9 protein-coding genes are annotated in these 13,275 nt (G+C 34.2%); 5 read left to right on the top strand and 4 right to left on the bottom strand.

The annotated features are described in order from the left end of the window. The 3 genes from AC1EUY_RS11235 to AC1EUY_RS11225 form a co-directional block, all read right to left on the bottom strand. Positions 1 to 1,665, bottom strand: a complete 1,665-nt coding sequence (locus AC1EUY_RS11235) for a hydantoinase B/oxoprolinase family protein (RefSeq protein WP_480195633.1) — start codon at positions 1,663 to 1,665, stop codon at positions 1 to 3. A 2-nt stretch (positions 1,666 to 1,667) separates the two neighbouring features. After that, positions 1,668 to 3,725 carry a hydantoinase/oxoprolinase family protein gene (locus AC1EUY_RS11230; protein ID WP_480195632.1) on the bottom strand — a complete coding sequence of 686 codons (2,058 nt, stop codon included), beginning with the start codon at positions 3,723 to 3,725 and terminating at the stop codon, positions 1,668 to 1,670. A gap of 133 nt (positions 3,726 to 3,858) precedes the next feature. After that, the gene (locus AC1EUY_RS11225; protein ID WP_480195631.1) at positions 3,859 to 6,216 is read right to left on the bottom strand and encodes a TonB-dependent receptor; all 2,358 of its coding nucleotides are present in this window, start codon (positions 6,214 to 6,216) and stop codon (positions 3,859 to 3,861) included. A gap of 116 nt (positions 6,217 to 6,332) precedes the next feature. Between AC1EUY_RS11225 and AC1EUY_RS11220 the strand changes: the two genes are divergently transcribed. Both AC1EUY_RS11220 and AC1EUY_RS11215 read left to right on the top strand, forming a co-directional pair. Then, the gene (locus tag AC1EUY_RS11220) at positions 6,333 to 7,565 is read left to right on the top strand and encodes a hypothetical protein (protein WP_480195630.1); all 1,233 of its coding nucleotides are present in this window, start codon (positions 6,333 to 6,335) and stop codon (positions 7,563 to 7,565) included. A gap of 452 nt (positions 7,566 to 8,017) precedes the next feature. Next, positions 8,018 to 9,283 carry a DEAD/DEAH box helicase gene (locus AC1EUY_RS11215; RefSeq protein ID WP_480195629.1) on the top strand — a complete coding sequence of 422 codons (1,266 nt, stop codon included), beginning with the start codon at positions 8,018 to 8,020 and terminating at the stop codon, positions 9,281 to 9,283. Here AC1EUY_RS11215 and AC1EUY_RS11210 read toward each other — a convergent pair. Then, positions 9,280 to 9,954, bottom strand: a complete 675-nt coding sequence (locus AC1EUY_RS11210; RefSeq protein ID WP_480195628.1) for a peptidoglycan DD-metalloendopeptidase family protein — start codon at positions 9,952 to 9,954, stop codon at positions 9,280 to 9,282. The two genes, AC1EUY_RS11215 and AC1EUY_RS11210, sit on opposite strands and share 4 nt — an antisense overlap. A 57-nt stretch (positions 9,955 to 10,011) precedes the next feature. Here AC1EUY_RS11210 and AC1EUY_RS11205 point away from each other — a divergent pair, with 57 nt between their 5' ends. The 3 genes from AC1EUY_RS11205 to argE are packed head-to-tail and all read left to right on the top strand — an operon-like array spanning position 10,012 to position 12,987. After that, entirely contained in the window at positions 10,012 to 10,446 is a 435-nt protein-coding gene (locus tag AC1EUY_RS11205; protein ID WP_480195627.1) for a nuclear transport factor 2 family protein, read from the top strand. A 1-nt stretch (position 10,447) separates the two neighbouring features. Continuing rightward, positions 10,448 to 11,842, top strand: a complete 1,395-nt coding sequence (locus tag AC1EUY_RS11200) for a YfcC family protein (RefSeq protein WP_480195626.1) — start codon at positions 10,448 to 10,450, stop codon at positions 11,840 to 11,842. Beyond that, positions 11,842 to 12,987, top strand: coding sequence for an acetylornithine deacetylase (gene argE, locus AC1EUY_RS11195; RefSeq protein ID WP_480195625.1), 1,146 nt, complete (start codon positions 11,842 to 11,844; stop codon positions 12,985 to 12,987). The genes AC1EUY_RS11200 and argE overlap by 1 nt, the downstream gene beginning before the upstream one ends. Positions 12,988 to 13,275: the final 288 nt, after the last annotated feature.

Here is a 13,275-nt window from a genome sequence, read left to right as displayed (position 1 = left end):
TTAAGCCAGTTTGTAAAATTCTTTAGCCTCTTTTGAGGTTATATATCCATTTTTTACGTCTAATACTACTTGTTCTTTGGGTCTATTTTCAGGATTTCCATAGCCCCCGCCTGTAGCCGTTACACATCTTACTATATCACCTTTTTCCAAGTAAATATTAGTGCCAAGGCTATATCTTTCTTTCTTACCATCTTTTCTAATGATCATAAAATAATTGTAAGATCCATCGTGCCCTTCATTCATTCCCCATGTTTTGGTTTTTTCACCAAGAAAAGCTCCAGTAACATGAGCACCATCTGATACAATTTTATAATCTAAATATTGTCCATTTCCACCTTGAAATTCTCCATAACCACCACCTTCATTATGAAATGCATATTGTTCTACCTGAATACCATAGCGCATTTCTCGAATTTCAATGGGGATATTATACGATTCTCCACTTCCGCAAGAAAGCTGTCCTCTATTCCCATCATGTGTTGCCGAAGCACCCCAACCACCAGCTAAAGGTTCTGCTTGTATATAAAATTGATTGGTATCTGGATGAATTCCTGAAATAAAGGTCGCGCAAACTGAACGCAAGTGTCCTGCGGGTAATCTATCAGGAATTAATGGCGCTAAAATTTTCCAAACCAAATCAATAGCAGTAATTAACACTTCATAATAGACTGATACGGCAGAAGGAGCTTTAGCACTAACAATAGTGCCTGGCTCACAAACTACTTTCATCGGTCTAAATGCACCACCATTGGCATCCATTTGCGGTGTAGTAATCGCCTTAAACAGACTTCTACAACCTGTAACCAATCCGCTAAATGATAAATTTGTAGCTCCTTTTACTTGTGGATGAGAGCCGTTAAAATCAACTATAAATTCTGCATTTGTAATGGTAATTTTCGCTTTAATAGGAAATGGTCCTTCGCCAAAACCATTATCTTCAATTTCTGTAACACCTTCATACACTCCATTCGGAATTTCTTTTAGGGCCTCAATACACATGCGCTCACCGTAGTCTAGAAAATCTTTTGCTGCCTTTTTATAGGTATTAAGTCCATATTTTTCTATAATCGATAAAACTCGTTTTGCGCCGACTTCAGCTGCAGCAATACCAGCATATAAATCTCCTAATGTACTGTCTGGCAAACGAACATTACCTTTAATTAAATCAATAATTGCATTATTAAGATTTCCTTTCTCTTTTACTTTGATAAATGGAAAGTGCAAACCTTCTTGGTAAATTTCTGTAGCTACAGTCGAAACAGAGCCAGGGAAAGTACCGCCTAATTCTGTCCAATGTGCTTTGTTAACCGTAAATGCGACAAGCTCCTTTTTATAAAAAACCGGAAATATCACAGAAACATCTGACAAATGTGTACCTCCCCCAGCATAAGGTGTATTTGCAATCACTACATCACCTTCCTGTAAAGCGTCATCGCCTTGGTATTTTTTAAGTGTACTTTTTACCACAGCATCTAACGCTGCTAAAAAAGCGGTAACACCATTACCTTGTGCTAGTAATTCACCTTTGGCGTCTGTAATACCAACAGCATAATCTAGCGATTCATATATAATCGGGCTCATACTAGTTCGCTCGAGTGTTTTGAACATTTCGTCACCAGCAGCAACTAAAGTATCTTGTATGATTTCTAATGTAAACTTTTCCATAATTAATGTGTTGTTATAATTAAATTACCATACTCATCAAGAGTTAAACTATTTATTGGTGTCACAATGGTAGTAGTTGCTTTTTCAGCAACAATTGCTGGTCCTAAAATCTTCATCCCAGGTTCAAGCAAATCACGGTTGTAAAATTTGGTTTCATGTTTTCCTAGGTCATCAAAATCTACTTCTTGTATTGAAAAAATTGCATCTTCTACTTTTTTACCTGTATTTTCTAATCTTGGAAAATCAGGTTTATCTACTTCAACCTCAGCAACTAAATGAAAGTTCACCAATTCTACTTGTGTATCTAAACTGAAAGTGTATTGTTTTTTATGTGCTTTATGAAAAGACTCAATAATATCTTCTAATGGTGTATCGTTTGAAAAATCATTCAACAACACCTTTACATAGTGTTCTTGTCCTGCATATCGTAGATCAGCATAGTGTGTAAAAATCACATCTGATTTTTTATAACCATCTTCTCTATAGTTGTCTATAGGTACTTTACGCATATCTTCAAAAACAGAAATAATATCGTTTTTTTTGTCTTCTTCAAGAACCATAACATTGGTACGTATATAATCACGACGCAAATCAGACATTAACATTCCAAAGGCTGAAAACACACCTGCATGTGCAGGAACGATGAGTTCTTTCACCTGTAATTCTCTAGCTAAATCTGCACCATGCATGGCTCCACCACCACCTATAACAACCATCGTAAAATCACGAGGATCATAACCCTTGTTTACCGAAATCAATTTTAAGGCATTAATCATGTTAGAGTTTGCTACACGAATAATTCCTTTTGCAATATCTTCTTTGGTTGCATGTAACTCTTTACATAGTGGTTTTGAAGCTTTTTCTATACTACTATAATCGGGACGTAAATCGCCTCCTAAAAAATAATCGGGATGTATGCGCCCTGTAATAATATTAGCATCTGTTGTTGTAAGATTGGTTCCTCCACGTCCATAAGCTGCAGGGCCAGGCACAGCTCCCGCACTTTTGGGGCCTACATGCATTTTACCACCAGCATCTATCCAGGCAATGCTACCACCTCCATTTCCTATTTCAACAATATCAATTACAGGAGTTTGAATAGGATACCCAGCTTCCGTTCTAGAATGTTCTATTTTGTAATTGGTAGTAATTTTAACCTGGCCGTTCTCAACCAAAGCACACTTTGCAGTAGTGCCACCAATATCTAGAACAATAAGATCTTTTTTATTTATTACTTTTCCTAAAGCAATTGCACCGAAAACACCACTTGCTGGGCCAGATTCTACCATAGTTATTGGGTTTACACTCACATCATTAATGGTGGTTATTCCACCATTTGATTGCATGATGTAAGGCGCATTTTTCAATCCATACTTCTTAAGTTTTTTTTCAAGATTACAGAGATATTTTTTTGCTATTGGCATAATATAAGCAGATAGTACTGTTGAACTTGTTCGCTCGTATTCGCGCCATTCTCTAGTTACTTGATGAGAACTAACTACTTCTATATTGGGCACTAACTCTTTTATTGCTTTTAACAAAACAACTTCATGTGCCGGATTTTTATAAGCATGCAAAAGGCAAATTGCTATTGACTCAACACCTTCTTCTAAACAACTTTTTGCTATCGAGTTTAATGTTGAGATATTAAGTTTCTTAATAACACCACCTTTATAACTCATTCGCTCTTCAACCTCAAACCGCAAATACCTTGGAACAAATGGAGGTTGTTTTACAAAGTTAAAATTGAATAAATCGGGTCTATTGCAACGTGCAATCTCTAACACATCTCTAAATCCTTTGGTAGTAATTAAAGCAGTTTTAGCACCCTTTCGCTCTGTTAAAGCATTAATTACTACTGTTGTACCATGAGCGAAAAAATTAATGTCATTAAGGTTTACATTTCCTTTTGAGATAGTATCTAGAATACCTTGTTCAAAATTTGAAGGTGTGGTATCTGATTTTGCAACTTTGACACCAATTGGATCACCTGTTTTTTGATTAAACTCAAGGCATACTAGGTCTGTAAAAGTCCCGCCTATATCTGTTGCGACTCTCATATTATAAAATTATTATGATTTTGGTTTAAAGGGTTACAAAGAGGATTTTAGTGTAACCCTTTACAAATAATTAATTCACTATTTAAGCTAATGCTAATTCAAACAAAATTTTCTATCTAACAAAAACACACCATTAGAACTTGTAAGAGATGTTTGCACCAAAAGACGCTGGAGTACCTAACCAAGCCAAATCAGATCCGCCATTAGAAAATGTTTGCGCAAAAAATTCTGTTATATAATCTTTGTCAGTAATATTATTTCCCCAAAGTGTAAGTGTAAAGCTATCATTGAGTGTAAATCCAATTCTTGCATTTAACAGGGCGTATCCTGATGAAACTACGGCATTATCTTCATGCCAATAAATTTTACCAGTGCCTTCTAAATTTACATTCCCTGTAAAGGCTACTTTTTCTGAAATATTAAAATTAGATTCTACTCCAATATTATAACTATTTTGAGGAACAAGTGGCGTATTTCTACCAGAAACATCTATAGTTTCATTGGTTCCAGTGCTAATTGTGGAAGTACCTCGCTCTATAGTTGCTTTACTAACCCCATAACTCGCCAAAATGTCAAAATATTTAGATGGTCTCAATTTTAGATCGGCCTCAAAACCTACTGATTCACTTTCTGGAACATTAAAGTTACCAATATTAATAGCTCCATTAGCACCATCTACTACAAGCGCATATAATTGCTGATCAGTAAAGTTAATATAGTAACCAGACACGTTTAAAATAAATCGATCGTTCCAATAACTATTTTTAATTCCTATCTCATAGTTATCTGTTGTTTCAGGCTCAAAAGATTCTTCGTAGCGTACTGTTTGTCCCTGATTGAAACCTCCTGTTCTATAACCTCTACCATAATTGGTGTATAGCAACATGTTTTCGGTCGCCTTTAACGAAAGTGATATTTTGGGTTGTAGTTGCGAATCTGTTCTTTCTGGGTTTGTTCCTTCGTTAACATTATCTTGTTTTATATTATCACTATCATAACGTAGTCCTAAAGAAACAGAGAAACGATCAGATACTTTATAATCTAAAAATCCGAATGCGGCAATAGTATTATATGTATTTGTAAAATTACCTATTGCTAGCCTAGACTGGGTTCCTGTAGGTTGAAATGGAGGTGCAAAAAAACCAAAATCTGCCGTTGCATCGGTAATTAATTGTTTATCTAACTTTTGATAAAAAACTCCTAGATCCCAAACTAATTTACTATCACTATTCGTAGAACTTAGACGTAATTCTTGATTTATAGTTTCTGTATTACTATCTTGAATTTGACGTAACACATCTGCTGGTGTAAAATCCAAATCTCCAAAGTGATTTCTTTCTCCTTTATTGTAGCTTGTTAAAGAGGTTAGCTTGGTATTATTAAAATTAAAATTAAGCTTTAAGTTTCCATAAATAGCGTCTAATGTTGATTCCCCAAGTTGATCTCCTTGTATTGCTAGGTTATCAAAATCATCGGGGTCAATATTGGCATTTCCCGTAGTAGGCGACGCATAATAAACTGCTCCTGCTTCAGCATCTATAATTTGGCCTGTTAGCGTAGCCGAAACAGAATTAGAAAAATTTGCCTTTACCTGCGCTCTTAAAGAAAGATCTTTAATAAAATCAGGTTCGGTGTCTAAAGTTACGTTGTTTAAAAGTCCGTCACCTTTTTTATAAGATCCCGAAATTCTATAGAACAATTTATCTTTTACTAATGGTCCAGTTGAAGATAATTGTGCTTTGAATAAATTACCATTAGCATAACCAATCTGGACTTTGTTCTTAAAGCTATTTGTAGGTTCGTTTGTTAGAATGTTAATTGCACCCGCTATGGCATTTTTACCATACAGTGCTCCTTGCGGACCTTTAACCACTTCAATTAGAGCTACATCAAACAATTCTTGATTAATAAGGTTTGCATCTGGTAATGTTACTCCATCTATGACAAATGCTATTGGAGAGTCTCCGTTTCGTATTTGTGAGATACCTCTAACAGTTAAAAAGTTATTTCCGATATTTTGAGAAGTTGTAAAATTAACGTTAGGTATCTGATCTGTAAATGTTTGTATATTTGAAATACCTTTAGTTTCAATAGCTTCTGCTGTAAAAGTTACTACAGATTCTGGTATGGATTGGACAGATTCTGCTCTTCTACGGGCTTGACCAATTACACCACTAAAACCTTTAACGGTTACCTCTTCTAGCTGTGATGAATCTTCTTCAAGTGTTATATTTATTGTTGGTCTATCATTTACTTCAATTTCTTGCGATTTATATCCAACAAAAGAGAAAATGAGTGTCGCACCTTGATCAACTTTAATAGAATAGTTTCCTTCGAAATCGGTAGTGGTACCATTTGAAGTTCCTTTTTCAATAATAGAAACACCTGGAAGAGCACCATCTGAAGACCTAACATTACCGCTTACTGTAACTTCTTGTGAGAACAAAAAGAACGGTATAAAAAGAACTAATAGAATTAGATTACGTTTCATTTTTATAGGGGTTTAATAATTTTATTAGATAAAAGTATAGCTCTATATTTTCCAAATTATAAATTCCAAATATTAATTTATACATTAGTAATTCCTAACTAATATTTTGGAATTATATGGAAAATGATAATTACAGTAAAAATAATGGAGCTCTTTTACTTACTAAATACACTTTTAAAAAAGTGTTAAGTGCAATTATTCAACATTTTAAATCATCACATAATGTAGAAAATTATAGAGATTCTCAGCTATATGGTTTTGGCAATTATGAACCAGAAAAACCCAATCTAAAAAATGATCTGGAACTCATAATGAAGGGGTACGTAAATGGAAAATACCTATATAATAAATTACGCGAGGCTGCTTCAGGTAAACCAATTATTAAGATAAGTAGAGAGTACAAAAGTGTTTTCTTTAATTATCTAGGGTACAAAGGCATTTATGAATTTCTAGAGGAAAAAGTTAATAATAAAGAAGAGAACAAAAGACAACTTCAGCTTTTGAAAAATCTTTCAACGTCTGAAGAATTTTACTATGTTATCTACTATTATGGAGAAGACAGAAAAATGACAAAAGGTCAAATGACTATTTATAATAATTGGAAAACTTTTGATTTAATATTTGTATATCAAAATATTAAGAAAGAACCCGTATTATATGATCTTTTTGGGGTTATTAAGCAAGAGAATAATTTTGTACACTTCGATTGTAAACATTTTATGGAAGGTAAGAAAATTAAAGGTTCGCAGTTGATTTTTTATGTAGGCAAAGCTTCTCAAAATGAGCGCCCTATATTAATTGGGGCTTACTCTTCTTTTGATAAGTATGATCATAGTATTTCAGGTAAAATAATGATAAAACAGATGAATTCGAAATTAGAAATGGAAGAAGAATCAAAATCGCCCGTTTTCGATCCAGCAATATGTCAAGAATTAGTTAAATATAGATTTGTTATACCGAGTCATTTACCAAAAAAATTATCTCAACTTTCTTTAGAAAGTCCTTACGCAAGCATATTTGGTAAATTACCGAATAAATACAGGGCTACTTTTCAAATTAATAATAGCAAAATTAAACTACTTTTTAAAATTCAAAAATACCATTACAATGTTATTAGTAATATGGAAGGAACTGAATTGGAAAAAGACAGAATTTCCATAGAAAGTAAAGGTCAAATCCTAGAACTCCATTTTAATATTATAGGTATCTTTTTATTGCAAAAAGTATCAATTTATTTAAGTGTATATGAATTATTTACAGAGGGTAAGAAATCAAAGGGACAGTTTTCGGGAATAGACATTAATAACAATATTGTCTCTGGAGATGTGCTAGTAGAGAAACGTTTATAAAAAAACCTATTTATTAATAAGTTATAGCACTTTGGTAAGTTCTTGAAAAGTATAAAATAGATCACCAAAATCGTTCGTCCTTTTGATCAATTTTTAACGTATAAATGGAAGTAAATAAAAAATATCTGCAAATAGTGTTATTTATAGGCATTTGTGTAGTTTCAAGCGGAGAAATTAGAAACCATAGCTGTAACGGGCAAAGAAGTGTATAAAACATGTTAATACAGGCTTTCCGAAAGTTTTGTGTATGTATGTTTATAAAAATCTCTAAATTTTTAAACTCGACTTTGTGCTAATGTAGCCTTCCTTTTTTTGTATAAACATAGACCTGTTAAACAGCCAAAAAGTATATACTAAAATAAAGAAGTGGTTAGCCTCTTAAAATCCTTTTCTATTTAAACCAATAATATTCATACGATTCAACTACCTTTGTAGCTTGTACAAAAAACTATATGACATTTAAAGACTTAGGCCTTATTGGGCCTATATTAAGAGCCTTAGAAGATCAAGGCTATACGCAACCCACTCCTATACAAGAACAATCCATACCAATTTTACTTCGTAACAAAGATTTACTAGGCTGTGCACAGACAGGTACGGGTAAAACGGCTGCATTCTCGATCCCTATTTTACAACACTTATATAATGCTATTAGCCTACGGAATAAACAGCGTAAAATAAAAGCGTTAGTTGTAACGCCCACTCGAGAATTAGCCATACAAATTGCCGAAAGTTTCACCTCCTATGGTAAATATACAGGCATAAAAAACACCGTTATTTTTGGCGGTGTAAAACAAGGGGCACAGACAAAAGCCTTAAAAGAAGGTGTAGATATTCTAGTAGCCACACCTGGCAGACTATTAGATTTAATGCAACAAGGTTATATAACTCTAAGAGATATTGAATATTTTGTATTAGATGAGGCAGACCAAATGCTAGACATGGGCTTTATACATGACATTCGAAAAATTATCGCAAAATTACCCCCCAAACGTCAATCGTTATTCTTTTCTGCAACCATGCCCGCTAGTATTATAACATTATCACAAAAAATATTGGGTACGTATGAAAAGGTAACGATTAAGCCAAAACAGGCTACAGCCGAAAAAGTAGATCAAGCATTATACTTTGTCTCTAAGAAAGCAAAAATTAAATTGTTGATTCATTTACTTGAAACTAGAATTACGGGATCTACGCTCGTGTTTTCACGAACAAAACATGGTGCAAATAAAATTGTAAAGCTGCTCGATAAAGCCGATATAAAAGCGGAAGCTATACATGGTAATAAGTCGCAAGGGGCACGTCAAAAAGCGTTAGAGAATTTTAAAAATGGCACTACAAAGGTTTTGGTAGCCACCGATATTGCCGCCAGAGGTATTGATGTATCTGCGTTAGCATTTGTTGTTAATTATGATTTACCTAACATACCAGAAACCTATGTACATCGTATTGGTAGAACGGGTAGAGCAAAAGCAAGTGGCATTGCACTATCATTCTGCGATAAAGAAGAGCGTCCATACCTACAAAGCATACAAAAGTTAATACGACAACAAATTCCTGTAGTGAAAGAGCATCCTTTTATTCATGACATTGATACCATTAAAGCGGAAGAAAAACAACCCAATGAGAATTCTAAATCTAGAAATTTCCGAAGAGGTAAAAAAAATAACAATAGAAATAGATCGAGTAGAAACAGGTCAAGAAATAGAAATGCTTAATTCAATTTCAACAATAAATTTGGGTCAGGGCAATTCTCTTTATAAAAATCTAAATCATTTTTAGAGCTCACGCCTGGATAATCACCATAATTACCCTGCATATCTTTTATTAACTGAAAATGTAAATGTGGTGCATACCCACCATTAACCTCAGATGTACCCAGTGTTGCAATAATCTCACTTTTAGTCACTCGCTGTCCTCTTTTTAGACCTTTAAGTGACCCTAAACTCAGATGTCCATACAGTGAATAAAACGTGATACCATCAATAATATGTTTTAAAATAATGGTGGGTCCATAGTCACCAACGTTATTATTATTCTGAAAACTATACAGTTCTCCATCAAATATTGCCAACACTTTCGTACCTGCACTACACCAAAGATCAATACCTAAATGTATATTTCGATCTTCTGTACCAATGAAATTATGACTTCCTTTATAAAGATTTCGTTCTTCTAAATATCCGCCATAGGCTACTTTCGATTTCGTTTTCTTTAAATAATCAACTATATGCGCTTCACATGTCATAGCAGAAGAAATATCGATATGAGTAAGTGCTTTATTATAAATAGATAAATCAATAGCTACGTACTCATTTAGAGGTATTATATCATCAATAACACGCGATGATTCTTTAGAAATATCTGCAAGCAATTCATTAAAATTCATGTCTAAATTCTATTAGGTAACTAAACTAATACTTTGTACTTTTAAGAAAAAGTTTTTATGTCAACATTTACGCAAAGAGAACAAATTATTGAACTTATAAATAAGCTATTTATTTATATAGACCATCGTAATTGGCAAGCTTTACAAGGCCAAGTGTTTTCAAAATTTGTGCATCTAGACATGACATCTATGGGTGGTGAAAAACGTGATTTATTAGCTTCAGAAATTTGTGCGAATTGGGCTGAAGGTTTTAAAGAATTAGATGCTGTGAATCACCTTGGTGGAAATTACTTAGTAAGCATAGATAATAATAAAGCTACCGTTTTTGCTTATGCTACAGCCACACATTATAAAAAAAATGCTAGAAAAGGCACTACTAGAAAATTTGTAGGGACTTATGATTTTGAACTTGCTAAAGAACCAAATGGATGGCGTATAATTAAAATGAAATACAATCTTCGCTACGCCACTGGAAATCTAAACTTAAAATAATTTGAATACAAAAAGTAAGAAGTGGTATCAAAGAATACCGCATGCCGTTGTACTTATTTTTAGTATTATAGTTTTTGTAAGCATTCTTACCTATATTTTACCAGCAGGCCAATTTAAGCGTGTGCTTATTGACGGTCGAAATAGTGTAGTACCAGGTTCTTATGCAGAAATTACAAGTACTCCTGTATCATTTTTAGAGATGTTCAAAGCGATTCCGTTGGGCTTTAAAACGGCAGCAGAAGTAATTTTCGTGGTCCTAGCGGGTGGTATTATGTTTAATATCATGAATGCTTCAAAAGCAGTTGAAAATGCTGTAGGCACTTTGGTAAATAGACTCGGGTATGAAAAGAAATATCTCATCGTAGTCATCATGACTTTTTTTTATGGCTTTATGGGAGTCGCTGTTGGCTATGAACACAACATCGCTTTGGTACCTATTGCTGCTGTACTTAGCTTGGCCTTAGGTGGCGACCTGATCTTAGCCGCGGGTATTTCGGTAGGTGCTATTACCATTGGGTTTGGGCTCTCACCTATAAACCCTTATACCGTTGGAATTGGGCATAAAGTTGCTGAATTACCTTTGTTTTCTGGCGCATGGTTACGTAGTATTTTATCTTTTTTTAGTTTATCATTAATGGCATATTATAATGTATGGTACTTAAAAAAGATCACCAAAAATCCTTCTAAATCACTTGGAAAAGGACTTGATGAAAAAGGAATTTCGCTTTCAAAAAACATTAACGAATACACCTTAGGTAAAACCGATATTACCGTGATTGCTATATTTTTTATCGGATTGTTAATAATTTTGTGGGGAGTTTTTTCACAATCTTGGTATATCAATGAGTTATCTGCCGTTTTTATCATGATAGCGATTGCCTGCGGTATCGCTTGTCGCATGTATCCTTCTGAATTTAGTGAGAATGTGTTAGACGGTGTCGCAAAAGTGGCACCTGGTGCTTTTATGGTGGGTTTTGCTACCTCTATAAAAGTATTACTAGAAATGGGAAATATTAGTGATACTATTTCATTTCAAATGGCAGAACTATTACAAGGATTGCCACAATACTTATCGGCTATCGGAATGTCTGTAGCGCAAAGTGTGATTAATTTATTCATTCCATCAGGGAGCGGACAGGCCTTAGCGACCTTACCCATTATGATTCCTTTGGGTGAAATATTGGGATTAACCCGACAGACCACGATTCTTGCATTTCAAATTGGTGATGGTGTTACAAATTTAATAAATCCCACGCTTGGCGGATTGATAGCAATGCTTAGCATGTGTAGAGTTCCATTAGATAAATGGCTGAAATTCATTTTTCCAATAGTTTTGGCAATTTTAGTAGTATCTTGGATGGCTTTAATCATAGCTACAGCAATTAATTATAGTTAATGAATGTAATCGATATTTTAGAAAAACTGGTTTCATTTCCTGTACTCGGCGGAGATAGTAATCTCACTATTATTCATTGGATAAAAGAGTATATAGAAAGCTATGGAATTGAAACCGTTTTGGTTCCTAATAAAGAGCAAGCTAAGGCTTCACTTCATTGTAGAATTGGGCCCGCAAATAATGATGGAGTGATTCTATCTGGACATACAGATGTAGTTCCTGTGGAAGGCCAAAATTGGGTTACTGATCCGTTTCAACTTATCAAAAAACAGGGAAAATTATACGGAAGAGGATCGGCAGACATGAAAGGGTTTTTAGCATGTTGTTTAGCAACGTTACCAAAAATGGCAAAAGCAGATTTAAAAAAACCTATTTATTTTGCTTTTTCATATGATGAAGAAATAGGATGCTTAGCGGCACCCGAATTGGCTGCACATATCAAATCTTACTACAACGAGAAGCCAAAATATGCTATTATCGGTGAACCCTCTTTATTACACCCCATTATAGGTCAGAAAGGGGTTTGTTATTTAAAAACAGAAGTCAATGGTTCGGCTGGCCATAGTAGTGGTATTCACAAAGAAATAAGTGCTATTCATGAAAGTACACGGCTCATTTTATGGTTAGAAAATAAAATGGATGCCTTAGCAAAAAATAATACTGATCAGCGATTTGAACCTGCGCATTCTACTATTCATGTAGGTCAGATATTTGGAGGTATCGCTACCAATGTAATAGCAGATTATACCACTTTTGAATGGGATGTGCGTGTAATTCCTCAAGATAATATTAACGATATTTTTAATGACTATTTTGCATTCTGTGTGCAAAGAGAACAAGAAATCAAACCTATTTTTAATGGGTTTAGAATAAAAAATACGGTTGTACATCCACCTGTACCATGCTTGAATACTGATGAAAATGATGATATTGTATCGTTCACCCAGAAAATAGCAGAAAATAATCATTGGCATACTGTAGCCTATGCTTCTGAGGCCGGACAATTTGCTGAAGCTGGGTATCAAAGTATTATTTGCGGCCCAGGATCTATCGAACAAGCACATCGCGCAAATGAATTTATAGCAATTTCACAACTTAAAAAAGGAGTTGCAATGCTTGAAAATCTTATAACGGAACTTTCTTAACATTCAACTTATAAAAAATTAACATTATTGTTTTTGACTTCAATCGTTAGTTAGGTGCATTTGTGAATTCTCAGATTTAGCTACTTTTAAAGTATAACACAAGTCAACAAGGTCATGCATATGACCGCTATGGCCTATACCCCTAAAAAGTATCTCAAATTCACCCAAAACTGGTAAAAAGTGATGCAGGGACAAGGCTTTTACAGTATGTTTTGTCCTAAAATATGGCTACAGGTTAATCCCTATAGCTATCGGGAGATTTAGGTTGTTAATTTATTATACCATATT

The organism is Maritimimonas sp. 2210JD6-3 (genome assembly GCF_056591795.1).
Note: the sequence above shows the minus strand (reverse complement) of the source record. Positions and strands in the feature narration are given on the sequence as shown.